The organism is Polaribacter marinus (genome assembly GCF_022662535.1).
GTDB classification, from domain to species: domain Bacteria; phylum Bacteroidota; class Bacteroidia; order Flavobacteriales; family Flavobacteriaceae; genus Polaribacter; species Polaribacter marinus.
The window spans coordinates 103375-124023 of sequence record NZ_JAKQYM010000003.1 but is presented as its reverse complement, the minus strand read 5'-3'; the positions used below and the strand labels follow the sequence as shown (position 1 = coordinate 124023).

General features: G+C 29.0%; 18 protein-coding genes. 8 read left to right on the top strand and 10 right to left on the bottom strand.

What is annotated here, in order from left to right:
* Position 1 precedes the first annotated feature (1 nt).
* Both MC378_RS05665 and MC378_RS05660 read right to left on the bottom strand, forming a co-directional pair.
* Complete coding sequence (locus MC378_RS05665; RefSeq protein ID WP_242177772.1) at positions 2-1012, bottom strand: metal-dependent transcriptional regulator; 1011 nt, start codon at positions 1010-1012, stop codon at positions 2-4.
* Positions 1009-1665 (bottom strand): metal-dependent transcriptional regulator, encoded by a 657-nt coding sequence (locus MC378_RS05660; RefSeq protein ID WP_242177961.1) that lies wholly within the window; start codon positions 1663-1665, stop codon positions 1009-1011. The genes MC378_RS05665 and MC378_RS05660 overlap by 4 nt, the downstream gene beginning before the upstream one ends.
* Before the next feature lie 103 nt (positions 1666-1768).
* Between MC378_RS05660 and MC378_RS05655 the strand changes: the two genes are divergently transcribed.
* Together MC378_RS05655 and MC378_RS05650 are read left to right on the top strand one after the other, a co-directional pair.
* Positions 1769-4015: a TonB-dependent receptor gene (locus MC378_RS05655; protein WP_242177770.1), complete on the top strand. Its 2247-nt coding sequence runs from the start codon at positions 1769-1771 to the stop codon at positions 4013-4015.
* An 8-nt stretch (positions 4016-4023) separates the two neighbouring features.
* The gene (locus MC378_RS05650; RefSeq protein WP_242177769.1) at positions 4024-4494 is read left to right on the top strand and encodes a thioredoxin family protein; all 471 of its coding nucleotides are present in this window, start codon (positions 4024-4026) and stop codon (positions 4492-4494) included.
* A gap of 7 nt (positions 4495-4501) precedes the next feature.
* On the opposite strand, the gene MC378_RS05645 is transcribed toward MC378_RS05650, so the two are convergent.
* On the bottom strand, positions 4502-5062 hold the full coding sequence (locus tag MC378_RS05645; protein ID WP_242177768.1) for a hypothetical protein: 561 nt from the start codon (positions 5060-5062) through the stop codon (positions 4502-4504).
* Between the two features lie 128 nt (positions 5063-5190).
* Here MC378_RS05645 and mfd point away from each other — a divergent pair, with 128 nt between their 5' ends.
* Positions 5191-8526, top strand: coding sequence for a transcription-repair coupling factor (mfd, locus tag MC378_RS05640; protein WP_242177767.1), 3336 nt, complete (start codon positions 5191-5193; stop codon positions 8524-8526).
* Positions 8526-9383, top strand: coding sequence for a DMT family transporter (locus MC378_RS05635; RefSeq protein ID WP_242177766.1), 858 nt, complete (start codon positions 8526-8528; stop codon positions 9381-9383). Before mfd ends, MC378_RS05635 begins: the two co-directional genes overlap by 1 nt.
* A 37-nt stretch (positions 9384-9420) precedes the next feature.
* Here MC378_RS05635 and MC378_RS05630 read toward each other — a convergent pair whose 3' ends face one another.
* Positions 9421-10479 carry a hypothetical protein gene (locus MC378_RS05630; RefSeq protein WP_242177765.1) on the bottom strand — a complete coding sequence of 353 codons (1059 nt, stop codon included), beginning with the start codon at positions 10477-10479 and terminating at the stop codon, positions 9421-9423.
* 20 nt (positions 10480-10499) lie between these two features.
* On the bottom strand, positions 10500-11600 hold the full coding sequence (gene dprA, locus MC378_RS05625; RefSeq protein ID WP_242177764.1) for a DNA-processing protein DprA: 1101 nt from the start codon (positions 11598-11600) through the stop codon (positions 10500-10502).
* A gap of 95 nt (positions 11601-11695) precedes the next feature.
* On the opposite strand from dprA, the gene MC378_RS05620 reads away from it, so the two are divergent.
* The 3 genes from MC378_RS05620 (at position 11696) to MC378_RS05610 (ending at position 13705) form a co-directional block, all read left to right on the top strand.
* Complete coding sequence (locus MC378_RS05620; protein WP_242177763.1) at positions 11696-12601, top strand: HU domain-containing protein; 906 nt, start codon at positions 11696-11698, stop codon at positions 12599-12601.
* A 74-nt stretch (positions 12602-12675) separates the two neighbouring features.
* Positions 12676-13185, top strand: coding sequence for an acyl-CoA thioesterase (locus MC378_RS05615; protein WP_242177761.1), 510 nt, complete (start codon positions 12676-12678; stop codon positions 13183-13185).
* 10 nt (positions 13186-13195) lie between these two features.
* Positions 13196-13705: a mechanosensitive ion channel family protein gene (locus tag MC378_RS05610; RefSeq protein ID WP_242177759.1), complete on the top strand. Its 510-nt coding sequence runs from the start codon at positions 13196-13198 to the stop codon at positions 13703-13705.
* A 6-nt stretch (positions 13706-13711) separates the two neighbouring features.
* Here MC378_RS05610 and MC378_RS05605 read toward each other — a convergent pair whose 3' ends face one another.
* From MC378_RS05605 to MC378_RS05590, 4 genes are read right to left on the bottom strand one after another with little or no spacing between them, the layout of a single operon-like run.
* Complete coding sequence (locus MC378_RS05605; protein WP_242177758.1) at positions 13712-14935, bottom strand: murein hydrolase activator EnvC family protein; 1224 nt, start codon at positions 14933-14935, stop codon at positions 13712-13714.
* Positions 14935-15705: a lipoprotein insertase outer membrane protein LolB1 gene (lolB1, locus tag MC378_RS05600; RefSeq protein WP_242177757.1), complete on the bottom strand. Its 771-nt coding sequence runs from the start codon at positions 15703-15705 to the stop codon at positions 14935-14937. Before lolB1 ends, MC378_RS05605 begins: the two co-directional genes overlap by 1 nt.
* A 2-nt stretch (positions 15706-15707) precedes the next feature.
* Positions 15708-16691, bottom strand: a complete 984-nt coding sequence (locus tag MC378_RS05595) for a tetratricopeptide repeat protein (protein WP_242177756.1) — start codon at positions 16689-16691, stop codon at positions 15708-15710.
* Positions 16692-17708 (bottom strand): sugar phosphate nucleotidyltransferase, encoded by a 1017-nt coding sequence (locus MC378_RS05590; protein WP_242177755.1) that lies wholly within the window; start codon positions 17706-17708, stop codon positions 16692-16694. It lies immediately after the preceding gene.
* 307 nt (positions 17709-18015) lie between these two features.
* Between MC378_RS05590 and MC378_RS05585 the strand changes: the two genes are divergently transcribed.
* Positions 18016-19875: an ABC-F family ATP-binding cassette domain-containing protein gene (locus MC378_RS05585; protein ID WP_242177754.1), complete on the top strand. Its 1860-nt coding sequence runs from the start codon at positions 18016-18018 to the stop codon at positions 19873-19875.
* On the opposite strand, the gene MC378_RS05580 is transcribed toward MC378_RS05585, so the two are convergent.
* Positions 19872-20591 (bottom strand): 3'-5' exonuclease, encoded by a 720-nt coding sequence (locus MC378_RS05580; RefSeq protein WP_242177753.1) that lies wholly within the window; start codon positions 20589-20591, stop codon positions 19872-19874. The two genes, MC378_RS05585 and MC378_RS05580, sit on opposite strands and share 4 nt — an antisense overlap.
* Positions 20592-20649: the final 58 nt, after the last annotated feature.

The following is a 20649-nucleotide window of genomic DNA, read 5'->3' as shown; positions in this document are numbered from 1 at the left end:
TCTATCTTTTAGTAATTAAAATTTTTACAGCTTGGTCTTTTCTTAAGGCAATAGCTGTACCTTTAATTAAAAATGCTTTTGGGTCTCCTAAAGGATTTAACAAATCGATACTAACCGTAGCTCCTTTTACAAAACCTAAATCTAATAACCTCCTTCTATTTTCTCCTCTACATTCTTTAGAAATTCCAATAATTATTGCTTTTTGATTGCTTTCTAAATTAGACAAACGCATGGTATCTTTTTCTACAACATCTGCTTTATCTAAAGAAATAACTGTAATATTATTAGCAACTATTGGCGATAAAATAAACTGCTCTCCCTCCGATTCAAAAACCAGTCGATTTTTACTGGTTTCTTTCATGTAAACCTGAGAGTCTAAATGGATATTTTTTTCTAAAATTTGCTTATAAACCGCAATAGGTTCGTCTTCTATATGTATAATTTTCCCAAAATTAAAAACAGGCAAATCTGAAAGTAATATTCCTTTTTTCTCATGAATTTTACCGGCCTTTGTAGGTATAGGATCTCCATGAGGATCGTATCTTGGATTTCCCAAAAGAGTTGATAGATCATCAACTTCTTCACCCGATAATTCATGCTCTTTTAGCTCTGCTCTTTTATGCCATTCTTCTTTATGGAAGCCTGTTTTTTCGGATAAATATTTCTCCCACAAACGATGTGCTCTTATAATTCTTAATGCATATTCGTGCCCATCTTTAGTTAGTGAAAAAAGCTCTTTCTCTTTTTTTATCAACCCTGAATCCATCATCGTTTCTATGCTTTCTAACAATAAATTCTGACTAAAATCTAGTTCATTAAAAATAGTGCTTTTTGATATATTCGCATCATGATACAGCAGCTTTAAAATATCTTCTATAGCTGTTTTTTCATTTTCTTTTCGCACCTTTTGGTACTTAAAAAAAAGTCCGTTTTTAGGTTTGAAAATTAAAAACAAAACTAAAACAACACCAAAAAAAACCAAAAGAGCTATTATAGGATTGTATGGATTCATTTTTTTTGAATATATAAATTGTTTGCTATTTTACTTGAAATAGACAATTCTTTTTGGTCTATTTCTATTGATAGTGAATTATCAAAATCTTCTTTATCTAATACCTTAATTTCCTGACCAATTGTAATTCCTTGTTTATCTAAAAACTGTAAAAACTCTGATGACGAATCATTAACACCCACACATATACCTATTTCATTTTTATGCAAAGTTGCCAATAAACTTTTTTCTATTGTTTTTAAATTTCCTTCTTTATCAGGTATTGGATCTCCGTGAGGGTCTTGTTTCGGAAAATCTAAAAAAGCATCTAACTGATTGATTAGTTTAGGCGACTTGATATGCTCTAATTGTTCTGCCACTTCATGCACTTCATCCCAAGAAAAATTTAGTTTTTCTACCAAAAAAACCTCCCACAGTCTATGTTTTCTAACAATATTTGCAGCTGTTTTTTTACCCAAAGAAGTTAATTTAACTCCTTTATATTTTTTATAAACCACAACTTTTTTATCAGACAGCTTTTTAACCATATCTGTTACCGATGATGCTTTAGTTTCTATTTTTTTTGCAATCGCATTTGTACTAATTCCTTTTGTAGAAACTAATTCTAAATGATAAATCGCTTTTAAATAATTTTCTTCAGATTGTGTAAACATATTACTAATTAGATATGCAAATATATTATTTTTTTTATTTATCATAATATATTTTTAGCCTTATCTAAAAGTAATTTTATATTTGCATAAACATTAAAACAACATGAGGCTAAAAAAACTTATTTTATTACTTGTAACTACTTTCAGTTTAAGCGCTCTTTTTTCACAAGAAAGCTCTATTTCTGGTAAAATATCACACAATTCAAAAGTGCTACCCTACGCAAATATTTATTTGAAAAGCACTAAAATTGGAATAGCTTCTGATGAAAATGGATTTTACGAATTAAAAAATATTGAAAAAGGAAACTATATACTTGTAATAAGTAGTGTTGGTTTTAAAACTAAAATGATAAAAATAACCATAGGAGAAAGTCAAAAATTGATTAGAAATATTTCTTTAGAAGAAGATAATTCTTTAGATGAGATAGTTATTTCGGGAACTTTACGACCTGTATCAAAAACAAATAGCCCTGTACCTGTAGAAGTATATAGTAAGTCATTTTTTAAGAAAAACCCTACTCCTTCAATTTTTGAATCCATGCAAAATGTAAACGGAGTAAGGCCTCAGTTAAATTGTAATGTTTGCAATACTGGAGATATTCACATCAATGGTTTAGAAGGGCCTTACACTTTTGTGTTAATTGACGGAATGCCAATTGTAAGTGGACTTTCTACTGTTTATGGTTTAACCGGAATTCCACAAGCTCTAATAGAAAGAGTAGAAGTTGTTAAAGGACCAGCATCTACTTTATATGGTTCAGAAGCAGTTGGAGGAATTATAAACATCATCACTAAAAAACCATCAAACTCACCTGCTTTAGCAACCGATGTATATACAAGTTCTTGGGGAGAAGTAAATACCGATATTGGATTGCGATATAAATTATCTAAAAAAACACAGGGTTTGTTGGGGATAAATTATTTTAATTATCAAAATAGAATTGATAATAACAATGATGGCTTTACAGATTTAACACTTCAAAATAGAATATCACTTTTTAACAAAATCAATATAGAAAGAAAAAGCAACAAAGTTTTTACAATTGCTGGTAGATATGTATACGAAGATCGTTGGGGAGGAGAAATGGATTGGGAGAAAAAATTTAGAGGTACTGATATAAAATATGGAGAAAGTATTTACACAAATCGTTGGGAAACTTTTGGGACCTATCAATTACCTACTTCAGAAAATATTAATTTTCAATTTAGCGCAAATGGGCATTACCAAGATTCGTATTACGGAACAGATGCTTATAATGCAGAACAATTAATTGCTTTTGGACAATTTGTCTATAACAAACAAATTCATAAAAAACACGATTTACTTTTAGGTCTTGCTTACAGATATACTTTTTATGACGACAATACATTTGCTACAATTGATAAAAATGGGATTCAAAACAAACCCTCTATAACACATTTACCAGGCATTTTTTTACAAGATGAAATTCATTTAAACAGACAAAATAAATTACTCATAGGAGCTAGATGGGATTATAATAGTTTACATGGCAGCATCTTTTCACCAAGAGTAAATTATAAATGGAACTCAACAAATAACTCAGATATTATAAGATTTAGTTTTGGTAATGGATTTAGAGTTGCCAATGTATTTACAGAAGATCATGCAGCTTTAACCGGAGCAAGAGAAGTAGAATTTGATGGAGCATTAAAACCAGAAACATCTTGGAATACAAATATTAATTATGTTAAAAAAATAAATACAGAAAATACATTTATTACTTTAGATGCAAGTATTTTTTATACCCATTTTAACAACAGAATTTTACCCGATTACGAAACGGATTCTAATAAAATAATTTATGCCAATTTAGATGGATTTTCTGTTTCAAAAGGAATTTCCTTAAATACAGATATTACATTTACAAATGGACTAAGTGTTAATTTAGGCGCAACTTTAATGGATGTTTCAATTACAAAAAACAATGTAAAAACAAGACAATTACTAACAGAAAGTTTTAGTGGAGTTTGGTCTATTTCCTATAAATTTAATAATCAGTTTACAATTGATTATACAGGAAATCTTTATGGACCAATGCGATTACCTTTGTTAGGAGAAAATGATGTAAGAGATGAATATTCTCCTTGGTATAGTGTACAAAACATACAACTAACTAAAAAGTTTAATAATAAATGGGAAATCTATGGTGGTGTAAAAAATTTATTGAACTTTACTCCTCCAGCAAATAGTATAAATAGCGCAGATAATCCTTTTGATGTTGGTGTAGATACAGAGGCAAATCCAGAATTGGCTTTTGATCCAAGTTACGTGTATGCTTCTAACCAAGGCACTAGAGCTTTTATAGGCTTAAGATATACCATTTTTTAATTTAACTAATGAAAAAAGTTTTTTACATAATTGTTCTCTTCGGATGTTTTGCAACGCAATCTCAAACGAAAAAAGAAAGTTTAAAAGTATATTCTTTTAAAGATGTTGAAGAATTACACCAACAAAATCCAAAACCAATGGTCGTTTTTATTTATACAGATTGGTGTAAATATTGTTTTGCTATGGAAAAAACCACATTTAACAATAAAGACGTAATAAAGGCTTTAAATGATAAATTTTATTTTGTAAAACTAAATGCAAAAGAGAAAAAAGATATACTTTTTTTAAATAAGCAATTTAAATACAAACCAACAGGAAGCAACACAGGGATACATCAACTAGCAAAAGAACTAGCTTTAAAAAAAGGAAGAATTTCATACCCAACTACAACAATTCTAAATTTAGAATTACAAATAGAATTACAAATAACAAGATACATGAAATCTAAAAAATTGATCCAAATACTATCCAAAATTTAATAGCTTTTTAATCCCAAACACGATTTCTTCCTGGACCTCCAGCACCCAATGACATAGAAAATCTATAAACTATCCCTCCAGAACCAAATATATGAGAGCGTTGAGTTCTAGATGAACCTCCATTTAACTTATAAGTTAATTGACCTTGAATACCAAATCTATCAGTTATCCAATACGTAGCACCTCCACCAAAGTTTAAAGTTGGAACTATATCTCCATTAGCTTTAATAAAACTACCTCCTAAAATAGCGTAAGGTGAAAATTTATTTTCAGAAGTTCCAAAACTAAACCTAACAGCCCCATCAATCGTTGTATAGCTTTGTACCTCGTCCTTAAAACCAACTGAAACACCACCAACTAAAGTTATATTTTTAGACATATATTTAGCCAATGTAACTCTTGGTAATTGAGATATATACCTACCGTTAACTATCCTTCCATCTGCTTCAGAATAAATTGCTAACCCAGCCCCTAATGATACAGACCACTCATTCTCTGAGTTTTGACTATTTACTGATATTGAAAAAAACAAAAAACCAGTTATAAAAAAACAAAATTTTTTCTTCATTGTTAGAGGAGTAGATTTATTAAAATTAAAAACTAAAGTCTTACAAATATATTCTAATCATTGAGAAAACAAAATTGTAATTGGTTTTTTCTGTTTTTTGAACTTACATTTGCACAAAACATATTCAGTTGAGCAAGCAGAACATTGTAAACCAATATCAAAAATCTGCGAATGTTTCGCAGATAATTACACAGCTCCAACAAGACAGAAATCATTTTCAAATCACGAATTTGATTGGATCTTCATTGTCTTTTGTTATTTCAGAAACTTTTAAAAAAGCAGACAAACCTTATCTTTTAATCTTTAATGATAAAGAAGAAGCAGCTTATTACCTTAATGATTTAGAACAATTATTAGGTGAAAAAAATGTGCTTTTTTATCCTGGTTCATACAGAAGACCTTATCAAATAGAAGAGACTGACAATGCAAATGTATTGTTGCGTTCTGAGGTTTTAAATCGTATAAATTCAAGAAAGAAACCGGCAATAATTGTAACCTATCCAACAGCTTTGTTCGAAAAAGTGGTTACTAAAAAAGAATTAGAAAAAAACACATTAAAAATTACCGTTGGAGAAAATTTATCTCTCGATTTTGTAAACGAAGTTTTATTTGAATACAAATTTAAACGCGTAGATTTTGTAACCGAACCCGGAGACTTTTCTGTCCGTGGAGGAATTATAGATGTGTTTTCTTTTTCTAATGATGAACCCTACAGAATAGAATTTTTTGGTGACGAAATAGATAGTATTCGATCTTTTGATGTAGAAACGCAACTTTCTAAAGAGAAACTAAAAAAAGTTTCTATAATGCCCAATGTAGAGAACAAAACGCTACAAGAAAACAGAGAAAGTTTCCTAAAATACATTTCTGATAAAACCGTAATTTTTACAAAAAACATTGATTTAATTGCTGGAAGCCTAGATAACTTTTATCAAAAAGCAGAAGAAGCTTTCAAAGATTTATCCAAAGAAATAAAACACGCAAAACCAGCAGAGTTATTTTGTAATGGTGATTTTATTATAAATCAATTGCAAGATTTTACATTGATAGAAATGTCTACAAGAAAACAATCGAAAGATATTTTAGAAATTCAATTCAATACGATTGCACAACCTTCCTTTAATAAACAATTCAATTTATTAATAGATAATTTAGAAGAATATCATAAAGCAAAATTTACCAACTATATTTTTTGTGCAAATGATCAACAAGCAAAACGTTTTCATGATATTTTTGATGATGCAGCACAAGAGGTACATTACGAAACCGTAGTTTTTCCATTATACCAAGGTTTTATTGATATAGATAATAAACTGGTTTGTTATACAGATCATGAAATTTTTGAGCGCTACCATAAATTCCGTTTAAAAAATGGGTACGCCAAAAAGCAGGCAATTACACTCCAAGAATTAAATAAATTAGAAATTGGCGATTATGTAACTCACATGGATCACGGAATTGGAAAATTTGGTGGTTTACAAAAAATCGATGTTCAAGGTAAAAAGCAAGAAGCCATTAAGTTAGTCTATGGAGAAAGAGATATTTTGTATGTAAGTATTCACTCGCTGCATAAAATTTCTAAATTTAATGGTAAAGATGGTAAAGCTCCAAAAATTTACAAATTAGGTTCTGGCGCTTGGAAAAAAATCAAACAAAAAACCAAAGCAAGAGTTAAACATATTGCCTTCAATTTAATTCAATTATACGCAAAAAGAAAACTACAAAAAGGCTTTGCTTATGGCCCAGACACACACATTCAGCACGAACTAGAAGGGAGTTTTATGTACGAAGACACTCCAGATCAATTTACTGCTACGCAGGATGTAAAACTAGACATGGAAAAAGAACAACCCATGGACCGATTGGTTTGTGGCGATGTTGGTTTTGGGAAGACTGAAGTGGCTGTTAGAGCTGCTTTTAAAGCCGTTGATAATGGCAAACAAGTTGCAATTTTAGTTCCAACAACCATTTTGGCTTTTCAGCATTATCAAACATTTACAGAACGATTGAAAGATTTCCCTGTTAAAGTAGATTATTTAAACCGATTTAGAACTGCAAAACAAAAAACAGAAGCCATTAATGGTGTTAATGATGGTTCTGTTGATATTATTATCGGAACACATCAACTAACAAATAAACGTTTACAATTTAAAGATTTAGGTCTTTTAATTATTGATGAAGAGCAAAAATTTGGTGTTACTGTAAAAGACAAACTAAAAACGCTGAAAGAAAACGTAGACACCTTAACCCTAACTGCAACCCCAATTCCTAGAACGTTACAGTTTAGTTTAATGGCTGCAAGAGATTTATCAGTAATCAAAACACCGCCACCCAATAGACACCCAATAGAAAGTAATGTAATTCGTTTTTCCGAAGAAACTATACGCGATGCCATTGCTTACGAAATTTCTCGTGGAGGACAAGTTTTCTTTATTCACAATAGAATAGAAAACATAAAAGAAGTGGCCGGTTTGTTACAACGTTTAGTTCCATCGGCAAAGATTGGTATTGGTCATGGACAAATGGAAGGGAAAAAACTAGAAGAATTAATGCTCGGCTTTATGGCAGGAGATTTTGATGTTTTAGTTTCTACAACCATTATAGAAAGCGGATTAGATGTACCCAATGCCAACACTATTTTTATTAACAACGCAAACAATTTTGGATTATCAGATTTACACCAAATGCGTGGTAGAGTTGGAAGATCTAACAAAAAAGCATTCTGCTATTTTATAACACCTCCGTATCATATGATGACAGATGATGCCAGAAAACGTATAGAGGCTTTGGTTTTATTTTCCGATTTAGGAAGTGGTATTAATATTGCCATGAAAGATTTAGAAATTCGTGGTGCTGGAGATTTATTAGGAGGTGAACAAAGTGGATTTATTAATGATATTGGGTTTGACACCTATCAAAAAATACTGCAAGAGGCCATTGAAGAGTTGAAAGAAAACGAGTTTAAAGAACTCTATCCTACAGATAATTCTAAACCAAAAGAGTTTGTAAAAGAAGTACAAATAGATACTGATTTTGAGATTTTATTTCCAGATGATTATATCAATTCAATCACAGAAAGATTGGCTTTGTACAACAAATTAGGAGAACTTAAAACCGAAGAAGAGCTACAAATTTTTGAAACAGAAATTATTGATAGGTTCGGAGAATTCCCTACGCAAGTTGAAGATTTACTAGATTCTGTTCGTATAAAATGGTTGGCAAAAGAACTCGGTTTAGAAAAAGTAATTCTAAAACAAAAAAGAATGATGGGCTATTTTGTATCAAATCAACAAAGTGAATTTTACCATACAGATGCCTTTTCTAGAATGCTAAACTATGTGCAACAAAACGGTAAAAGTTGTGTGATGAAAGAAAAAGAAACTAAAAATGGTTTGCGTTTATTAATTACATTTATAAAAATAGATTCGGTTAAAACAGCCTTAACTGTTTTAGAAAAAATTTAATGAAGCAAACACACCTAAAAAACATTTTTGGTTTAACATTAGCTACTCTTTTTATTAGTACTTCTGGTGTTTTGGGCAAATACATAGCAATGCCTACAGAAGTTATCGTTTGGTTTAGAGCTTTTTTAGCAATGGTATTTTTGTATGTTTTTTGTAAATACAAAAAAATAAGTTTAACAATAAAATCGTCTAAAGATTACAAACCTTTTCTAATTAGTGGTGTTTTAATGGCTGCACATTGGATTACTTATTTTTATGCTTTAAAGCTTTCTAATGTGGCTTTAGGTATTTTGTCTTTATATACATTCCCTATCATTATTGCCTTGTTAGAGCCTTTATTTTTAAAAGTAAAATTCAATCCTATTTACATCCTTTTAGGATTAATGGTTTTGACAGGATTATACATTTTAACACCAGAGTTTAACATTGAAAGTTCACAAGTAAAAGGAATTCTTTTTGGTGTTTTTTCTGCATTTTGTTATGCCGTAAGAATCTTAATCTTAAAACAACATGTTACCAATTACAATGGCACAATGCTTATGTTTTATCAAACTGCAATTGTTACAATTTTGTTGTTACCAACATTGTTTTTTATGGATTTGTCTGGTTTAAAAAATCAGTTTCCATATTTAGTTTTATTAGCTTTTTTAACAACTGCTGTGGGACATAGTTTAATGCTACATTCTTTAAAATTCTTCTCTGCATCAACAGCTAGCATTATTAGTAGTTTACAACCTGTTTTTGGAATTATTTTAGCATTTTTTTTCTTAAAAGAAATCCCTACAATAAACACATTTCTTGGAGGAAGTTTGATTTTGTTAACTGTTGTTGTAGAAAGTATTAGAAGTAGAAAATAGTTTTATTTCATTTAAAAGAAGGCATCAACTATTATAACTATTTTGTACTCACATCTAAATAATTACGTTTTACAAACTCTAAGATTGTTTCTAAGATTTCTCCCATATTTTTACATTCTTTAAATTTAACATCTCCAACATATTTTATCAAATGCTTTTTTAACAAGGTTACATTTTCTGGATAAGAAATGGTATCATTTTTCATACATTTTATTAAATGAGAAGTTCTTCTAGGTGCAGTAATCATACGTTTTGCCATAAAAGAACGCTCTTCTATTTTGTATTGTTCTATAGAGCTGTTTTGTAATTTTTTACTTACCATTTCTACCATTTTAAAGTTTTCCTTCATAAATTGTAGGTTGTAAACTTTTAAATTTCCTTCAAAGGATTGTTGGTCAAAATCTATGGCTCTAATTTTATAAATAATATGAAAAAAATCATGTGTTGGTGTTACTACATAATTATATGAACGCATATCCCCTAACAGACGAACTAAACAACGTTCTTTAAACTTTACAAATTCTTTAGCTATTTGAGATTTTTCTGATTCAGAACATTTTGGTAAAAAATTTTTTATAAAATCGTCTCCCGGAATTCCTACAATATGTTCTTCTATTAAAGTGTCTTTATAAACTAAAAAATTGATATTATGAGGAGATAATATTTGTTCCAATTCTAAACCATAAACACGAGAAGCATCTGCTTTTTTTACATAAAAATAAGTAAAGTTATCATTTAAAATATTTCTAACTTTAACTCGAAATGGTTTTGAATTACCAAACGTACAATAATCTATTGCATCAACATTTAAAAACGGAATGGTTTCTTCGCTACCATCCGAAAGCAGCATTGTGTATATTTTTTTTAAACTATTATCTATTTCTATTCTATCAAATTCAGAATAATAAGTACGTATCCAAAGTGTATCTTCATCATTTTTATCATAAACAGTGATTGATCCTTGAAAACGCAATAGATCATCATAAAAAATAGGTATTTTTATATTTCTGCTATACTTTTTTAAATACTCATTTAACATACCATTAATAGGGAATAATGGTTTCTTCTTAGACATTAATTTTCTTTCTAACTTCATACTCTCAAAAATAAGTATAATTAAACAAGCGCAAACATCTTTCCTGGTAAAGGTTTTAAAACTCCCTTTAATTCCATTTGCAATAATATAGATGATAATTGAAAAATAGGAATATTACATTCTAAAGAAATTACATCTACTAAAAGCTGCCCTTTTTCACGCAACAAATCATACACTTTTTGTTCATTTTCATTCAAATCATGAAACAATTGTTTTTGCACAGGTATTGCTTTTTTTTGCAAGTCCCAATTTAACATTCTTATAATATCTTTAGGAGACGATAATAAGTAAGCTTTATTATTTTTAATTAAGTTGTTACATCCTTTACTATATACATCTGTTATTCTTCCTGGAACTGCAAATACATCTCTATCATAAGAATTCGCAATATCCGCAGTTACTAGTGAACCACCTTTTTCTGCAGATTCTATGATAATTGTTGCATTAGAAATACCTGCAACAATTCTATTTCTTTTTAAGAAATTTTCTCTTAAAGGAGCTTCATCATGCCAAAACTCGGTTAAAAACCCACCGTTTTCATTTAGTTGATGAATATATTTTTTGTGAACTTTTGGATAAATTTGATCAAATCCATGAGCCAACACAGCAATTGTTTGTAGTTTGTTTTTTACAGCAGCTTTGTGCGCGCAAATATCAACACCATAAGCAAAACCACTTACAATTAGCGGGTTGTATACTGCTAACTCATCAATTAAGCTCTTACAAAAATCTCGCCCGTAAGAACTCATATTTCTGGTTCCTACAATTGAAATTATTTTTTTGTTTGAAAAATTAATATTTCCATCTTTAAAAAATAAAATAGGTGCATCTATACAGTGCTGTAAATTAATAGGGTAGTCGTCGTCTAAAAAATAAGAATACGCAATATTATTTTCTTTAATATAAGATAGTTCTTGAGTAGCCAATTCTATGTTTTTAACATCAAAAAGATGACTTAAAGCATGACTTCCGATACCATTTATTTTTTGTAAAATCGCAGGTTTCTCTTTAAAAACCTGTTCTACATCGCCTACATTAACAATAAGTTTTTTTGCTAAAATATCACCAATTGCTTTACATCTCTGCAATCTTAAAACGGCAAGTAATTTTTCTTCTTTCAAAAGTTAAGGATTTGAACACCAATATATAAAATATTTGTTGATAAATTTTACAAGCAATATGCTAATTAATACTCAAATTTTCTATATTTGTTATAATGATTTTAGCTAACTACATAAACGATTTATTATACAGATACGATTGCGTAATTGTACCAGATTTTGGAGGATTTGTAACCAATAAAATTGGTTCTCAATTAGATAAAAATACACATGTTTTTTATCCACCAACAAAACAAATTACATTTAACAATCACTTAAAGCACAATGATGGTTTGTTAGCCAATTATATTGCTTCATCAGAAAATATTTCTTTTGAAAAAGCTTCTACAGCTATTTCTTTGTCAGTTATTAAATGGCAAAATGAGTTACAATCTAAATCTGTAGAAATAAAAAACTTGGGTGTTTTATCTTTAAATGAAGAAAAACAAATTGTTTTTGAACCTAATAATGTAGCTAATTATTTAACAGAATCTTTTGGGTTTTCGAGTCTAGAATCTTCTATAATTAAAAGACATAAAGAACAAGTAAAACCTTTGATTCCTGTTGTAAAAGATGAACAGAAAAAAGGGATTCCTGCATTTATAAAATACGCGGCAACTGCAGCAATTTTATTAACATTAGGTTTTGCAGGATATAATGGTTATCAACAAAATCATCAAAAAGAGGTTCTTGCTAATCAAGAAAAAGCATTAGAAAAAAAGATTCAATCTGCAACTTTTGTAATTTCAAACCCTTTACCAACAATCAACTTAAAAGTTGTTAAAGAAGTACAAAAACCATATCATATTATTGCTGGTGCATTTCAATTTCCTGAAAATGCAGAAAAAAAAGTAAAAGAATTAAAAAGAAAAGGTTTTAATGCTCAAATTATAGGAGTAAATAAGTGGGGATTGACACAGGTTTCTTATAATAGTTTTACAAACAAAAACAAAGCAATTAACAATCTTTACAAAATTCAAGACACTGTTTCTAAAGATGCTTGGTTACTAATTTTAAAATAAACAGAACTCATTATTCTTTCTAATATTTCTGATCATTTTTAAATAAGTGATGATTATCTTTGCAAAAAAAATCAATGGAAGCAAAGACCCCTAAAGATTCTTTAACAATACTTACCGATTTAGTTTTACCTGGTGAAACTAATTATTTAGACAACCTTTTTGGAGGAGAACTGTTAGCAAGAATGGACAGAGCTTGTAGTATTGCTGCAAGAAGACACTCTAGAAGAATTGTAGTTACAGCCTCTGTAAATCATGTTGCTTTTAACAAATCTGTTCCTGTTGGAAGTGTTCTTACGGTAGAAGCAAAAGTTTCTAGAGCTTTTAAATCTTCTATGGAGATTTATGTAGATGTTTGGATTGAAGATCGTCAATCTGGACAAAGAACTAAAGTAAACGAAGGTATTTACACCTTTGTTGCGGTAGATGAAACAGGAAAACCAGTTCAAATTCCTCAAATAATTCCAGAAACCGATTTAGAAAAAGAACGTTTTGACGGCGCTTTAAGGCGTAAGCAATTAAGTTTGGTTTTGGCTGGGAAATTAAAAGCAAATGAAGCTACTGCATTAAAAGCTTTATTTAATTAAATATAAAAAAATGGAAATCTTAAATCATTTTAAAATAATAGAATCTGCTATTGTTATTATTTTGGCTTTTTTTATTCGTCTATTAACTACAAAATCATTACGCAAAATTCAGTTAAAATTTGGCTTTCATAAAACTAGAATTTTAGTAACTAATAAAATAATTACAGTACTTATTTATATAACCGTAATTGTAGTTATCTCATTTATTTGGGGGGTAGATGAAAAACAATTATTAATTTATGTTTCTTCTTTTTTAACCATTTTAGGAATTGCTTTTTTTGCACAATGGTCTCTTCTTTCTAACATTACAGCTGGTATTATTTTATATATAAATTACCCTGTAAAAATTGGAGATTCAATTACTGTTTTAGAAAAAGATAATAATATTACAGGAGAAATCAAGGACATTGGTGCTTTTTTTATTACCTTAAAAACACCAGAAAAAGAATTGATTACACTACCTAATTCTATTATTCTTCAAAAGAATATAAAGTATTATCCACAACCACCAACCAAATAAAATAAATTATCTTTTTAAAATCCAAGAAGAAGGATTTAAACGTTTTGTATTTTTAAACAAAACAAAAATTAAGGTGGTTTTACCTGAAACTTTATCTGTAAATATCTTACCAATTTTTTGACCTACAATAACTGTATCCCCTACTTTAACTAAAGTATTTTCTAGATTATTGTATGCCGTAATATAATTACCATGTTGCACCAATACATTTTTTCGTCCCTCGGAAGTTAACTGAATTGCTAAGACTTTACCATCAAAAACACTTTCGGCATAACTTCCTTTATTTGTTGCAAAATGTAATCCAGTACTGTTAATTGTAATTCCGCCAATGGTTGGATGTGGTTGCACACCAAACCTCCTCGTTATGATACTTTCTTTCACTGGCCATGGTAATCGGCCTTTATTTAATTCGAACTTAGCTGCAAGAGCTTTTGCAGCAGGACTTAAAATAAATTCATTTTTCTTAGTAGATTTTGGTTTATTTTTTACCTTTTTATTTGCTTTAACAATGGCATCTCTAATTAACTTATCGATTTTTGCAGCAACTTTTTTCTCTTGCTTAATTTTATTTAGCAAGTCTCTTTTGTATTTACTTTCTTTCTTTTTGATAGTAGAAATTAGCCTCTCTTGACTCTTCTTATCTATTTCAATTTTTGATTTTTCGTCCTTCTCAGATAAAATTAAGGTATCTTTTATTCGTTTTTGAAACAATAAAGAATCATTTAATTTTTGAACAACTTTGGTTTGAATAACAATTTCTTCTCCTTGTTTCTTTCTAAAAGAAGTATATTGTTTCATATACTCTAATCGTTTGTAGGCTTGATAAAAGTTTTGAGAAGACAATAAAAACATTGTTCTACTTTGTTGAGATTTGCTCTTATACGATTTAAAAATCATCTCTGCATAATCTGTTTTTAAAGCAAGTAATTTTTTATTTAATTCTTTTAACTGCTTTTCATTATTTTGGATCTCTTTGGTTAAAATTGCAGCTTCTTTATTTATTGTAGAAATTAATTTATTTCTGATTTTAATTTTCTGGTCAATGTCATTTAAATCTTCTAGCGCATTTTTCTCTTTTTTCTTAACATCCAGAATTAATCTATTAAATTTTACAATTTCTGATTTTAATTTTTTACGTTCATTTTCTAGTTGTTTTCTAGTTTGTGATACACCAGAAAAACAACTAATAAAAAATAAAAATAGCGTTATGTAAAAAGTAGCTTTTGCCATTAAAATTCTAATTTTTTATAATTATTTGGTATTGAAAAAGACATTTTTACATCAGAATTAAACTCTACTGATTTAAAAGTCAAATCAATGTCAGTAAATTTTAGGGCTTCTTTTGCCTTAATATTTATTTTAGACGGAAAAACAACGTCATCTACTAAATTATAAGATGGATACAAAATATCTAATCGTTGGTTTTTTAATGGATTTACAATTGATTGCCTGTCTAATTTGAAATGAGACGGATTGATAGCAAAGAAAATATCGTATAGATTTGATTGCTTTTCTGGAGATAAAACATAAGAATTATCTTGAATAATAACCTCTTGTTTTTCTTCTTTTACATTCTGTAAAGATTGCCCTAAAAATAGATTTTGTAATTGTTCAAAATTAATATCTACCCCTAATAATTTTTTAATCATAGAAAAATCTCCTTCAAAATAATTTCTTGCAAAAGGCGAATAATAACTCACTTTTGTTGGTGTAATTTTTGCTTTAAAAACAGTAATAAATTTTGTTCCTTTTATATAAATTACTTCATCTTTTTTAATCTTCAAACTTACAGATAAGCTTTGTTTTGTTTTTCCATTATTAAAATTTACTTTTAATTTTGCGTCTATCGTTTTTTTATCGAAGCTTGCTGCCATGTGTTTTCTTGCCACTTTTTTGGCCGACATTTCTTTAGCAACAACATTAGCATCAATCATGTTTTTTTTTGTTTTACAAGAAGCGAAAAACAATGCAAAAATTAATAGATATTTTAAAAACTTCATTCTTAATTTTTTAATTTATTTGCTTTTTGAATGTATTTTTTTTCTTCATTTAAGTTCCCTAAACCTTTATAAGCTTTTGCCATTTCTAAATAGAAATTAGCTTCCATACGATCTTCTATAACAAAATCAATACCATTTTGTAAAGTACTTAACGCCTTTTTATAACTTTTCTGATAATTTAATGCTTTTCCTTTCATTAAATACACATAAGATTGTGCTGGAAAAAGAGTAATTCCTTCTTCGCTATACTTTAATAAAACCTCAAAATCATTATTTGATTTTTGTAAAATCTGCTTAAGAATCTTGTACGATTTATCGGTTTTAAATTGATTGATTAATGAAGTAATATCATTTGATTTTTCTTCTTCTACAACCATTTTATCTTCACTTTTTTCTAACCCTCCTTTTAAGCGCTTTAAATTAGCAGGCAACGCATTGTCTGTCTCCAAGTCGTTCATTAAAGAAACCGCTTTCTGATACTCTTTATTGTACACATAAAGCTTTACCAATAAAACTCTTTCTTTTGGATTAAGAGCAACCACTCTTTTTTGCATATTAATAGCTTCTGTAAAATTTTTATCTTTTACATATATTTTTACCAAATGCTCTAACATCCATATATTATTAGGCTCTTTTGTTAAAGCTCTATTGATATATTCTTTTGCCAATAAAGAGTTGTTTAAATAGAAATAGTTCTTAGAAAATTCAAAAAAAACAGCCACATCATTTGATAGAATTTGATTACAACTTTCTAAATTTTCTATTGCTTTTTGATAGTTACCAATAGACTTTTCTGACAAAGATTTAAAAAAGAACTGCTGAAATTTCAATTCTTTTTCTTCCGATAAATCTACAGCAGCAGGGATACTATCCTGAGAAAAACTTTTGAAAGACAAAAGACAAAAGACAAAAGACAAAAGAGACAACTTTAAATAATGTAATTGTCTCTCTTTTCTTTTGTCTTGTATCTTATATATAGACTTCATCTAAATCAATTCGGTATAATCTCCTATACTTACAGAAGTGTATTTTCCATTATATTTAGCATGATTTCCAATCATTGCATTATCTAAATCGGCATTTTTAATTTCTACATTAGATTGAATTAAAGAATTTACAATAGTTGAATTTTCTACCATACTATTGGCTCCAATAGAAACATAAGGTCCTATTTTAGTGTTTTTTAACACCACATTTTCACCAACAAAACAAGGTTGAATAATTTCTGAATTTTCTAAAACAACATCTTTAGAAACTAAGTTGTTTCCTGCTTCTTTTTCAAAACCAAGCACTTGTTTATTTGTATCAACTGTTGGATCTTTTTTACCACAATCCATCCAAGCATCTACCGTTCCTGGAATAAATTTAGCACCTTGTTGTTTTAATGATTCTAAAACATTTGTTAATTGATATTCATTATTCTCTCTTAAATCATTATCAATTAAATATTGTATTTCTTCTTTTACTTTGTCTCCATCTTTAAAATAATAGATTCCAATAATTGCTAAATCAGAAACAAAATCTTTTGGTTTTTCTACAAAATCTGTTATAAAACCATCTTTTAATTTTACAACCCCAAAAGCACTTGGGTCTGCAACTTTTTTTACCCAAATAGCACCATCTGCGTTAGCATCTAAAGTAAAATCTGCCTTAAACAATGTATCTGCGAAAGCAATAACACAAGGCCCACTTAAAGATTCTTTAGCACAATAAATTGCATGTGCCGTTCCAAGTGCTTCTTCTTGCACATACACAGATCCTTTTGCACCAAGCTCTTTTGCTATTTTTAATAATTCTTTTTTTGTGTTTGCCGGAAATCCTTTTGCCGCAGGACCAATAATAAAAGCTATTTCTTCTATTTTCTGATTAACAACCGAAGTAATATCTTCTACTAGGCGTTGTACAATTGGTTTTCCTGCTATAACAGTTAAAGGTTTAGGAATTGTTAAAGTGTGAGGTCTTAAACGAGACCCAATTCCTGCCATTGGTACTATAATTTTCATATTTTTTCTTTTCTCAAAATTGTTCTGCAATATAAGGTTAATATAAGAAATACTAAAAATTGTTTAAGGATAGAAAGAAAAATCATTTATCTGCATTATCACCATTTATGGTGATAATCTCACCAAAAATGGTGATGCAAAAATTTCACCATTTTTGGTGATTAACAACTAAGTTTATTTAAACTAATTTTACATTGTTATAAATTATTTAATTTTTACTCCCCCAAAATCCCCTAAAAAAATTAAATGATTACAAAAACCCAAGTTAACCCTTGGGTTTTTTGTTTCTTTGCAAAAAACAAAACTTGTGAATTATTTATCTGTAGAAAACATCTCTAAAGCTTACGGAGAACGCATCTTATTTGAAGACATTTCTTTTGGTATTAGCAAAGACCAAAAAGTAGCTTTTATAGCTAAAAATGGAAGTGGAAAAACTTCTATCTTAAATATTATTGCGGGTTTAGATGTCCCAGACACAGGACAAGTTGTAAGTAGAAAAGGAATTTCTATAGCCTATTTAGCACAAAAAGATGACATCAATCCAAATTTAACGATTGAAGAAACCATTTTTGCTACAGATAACAAAATACTTTCTATTGTAAATCAATATGAAAAAGCTTTAAAAAACCTTGATGATACAGATGCTTATCAAGTTGCTTTTGAACAAATGGAACAATACAATGCATGGGATTTTGAAACACAATACAGACAAATCTTATCGAAATTAAAATTAGACGATTTAACGCTTAAAGTTGGTGCTCTTTCTGGTGGACAAAGAAAACGTCTTTCTTTAGCTATTGTCTTAATTAACAAACCCGATTTATTAATTCTAGACGAACCTACAAATCACTTAGATTTAGAAATGATAGAGTGGCTAGAAGCTTTCTTTGCCAAAGAAAAAATCACTTTGTTTATGGTTACTCACGATCGTTATTTTTTAGAACGTGTTTGTAATGAAATTTTAGAGTTAGACGAAGGTAAAATTTATAAATATAAAGGAAACTACTCTTACTATTTGCAAAATAAAGAAGAGCGTTTGGCTTTAGAGGCAACAAATTTAGGAAAAGCAAAAAGTCTCTTTAAAAAAGAATTAGAATGGATGCGAAAGCAACCCAAAGCAAGAACTACAAAATCGAAATCTAGAACCGATGATTTTTATCAAATAAAAGAAAAAGCACATCAACGTAGAAAAGATCATCAAGTTCAGCTTGAGATAAATATGGAACGTTTGGGTAGTAAAATTCTTGAGCTACATAAAGTATATAAATCTTTTGGTGATAAAAAGATTTTAGATGGTTTTGATTATATTTTTAAACGAGGAGAACGTATTGGAATTATTGGTAAAAATGGAACCGGAAAGTCTTCTTTTTTAAATATTATTACCGAAAAATCTGCTCTTGATGGAGGTAAAGTTGTTTTAGGAGAAACCGTAAAATATGGTTATTACACCCAAGCGGGAATTAACATAAAAGAAGGTCAAAAAGTAATTGACGTTGTAAAAGAATTCGGAGAGTTTATTCCTTTATCTAAAGGAAGAAAAATTTCTGCATCACAACTTTTAGAACGCTTTTTATTTGACAAAAAGAAACAATATGACTTTGTAGAAAAACTTTCTGGTGGAGAACAAAAACGTTTGTACTTATGTGCTGTTTTAATTCAAAATCCTAATTTTTTAATACTTGATGAACCAACAAACGACCTAGATGTTGTAACACTTAATGTATTAGAAAACTTTTTATTAGATTATCCAGGAAACTTAATTGTGGTTTCTCACGATCGATATTTTATGGATAAAATTGTAGATGCCCTTTTTGTTTTTAGAGGTAATGGTGTTGTAGAAAATTTTCCTGGAAATTATTCAGATTTTAGAACTTATGATAGTTCTTCTACCAAAGAAGTAAAAGAAGAAAAACTTCCTGAAAAAAAAGCAAAAAAGAAAGAAACTAAAACCGCTTTAAGTTTTAATGAAAAACGCGAATTTGGTAGTTTAGAAGCTGAAATTGAAAGGCTTCAAAAAAAGAAAGCAGTTATAGAAAATCAATTTTTAAATGTAGAAATTGAACCCGATGATATTGCCAAAAAATCTGAAGAATTACAAGAATTTATTACAGCCTTAGAACAAAAAGAAGAACGCTGGTTAGAACTTTCTATGAAGTTAGAAGATTAATTTACACTTACAATATCTTCTTTTTCTAATAGTTTTTGATTGTTAAATCGCAATAAAATTTGTGCTACTGCAATAGTATCTTTTTCGCAATAGCTTACAATTCTTTGTATGTTTTTCTCTTTGTAATACACAGCAGCCACTTCGCTACCATCTATGTCGTCTTTTGGAGATGGCACTCCTAAAATAGAAGTTAATAGTTTTAGCGAAGTATAGTGTTTGTAATCTCCAAACTTCCATAATTCTAAAGTATCTAAATGTGGAACTTCCCATGGTTTTTTACCAAATAAATTTAATTTTTTAGGTAATGCTATTTGATGAATAATCATTCTTCTAGCTATAAAAGGAAAATCGAATTCTTTGCCATTATGCGCGCACAACACATTATTTTTCTTTACAAAATGCTTATCTAATAACACTTTAAAGTCTGATAACAGTTTGTGCTCGTCATCCCCAAAGAAAGAAGTTAAACGCAACTGCTTTTTATTTTCAACATCTACAAAATAACCTACAGAAATACAAATGATTTTTCCAAACTCAGCCCAAACTCCTGCCCTATCATAAAACTCTTCTGATGTAAATTCATCTTTACGTTGGTACTGTGTTTTCTTACTAAAAAGCTCTTGTGTTTCTTTAGAAAGTAACTTCCAACTCTCTTCTTGAGGAACCGTTTCTATATCTAGAAACAAAATATCGTTTAATTTAACTGTAAGATTCATAACCTTTTGTTTTCTTTTTCAGTACTAAAATAAAAAAAATAAAAAAAGCTCCAAAAAT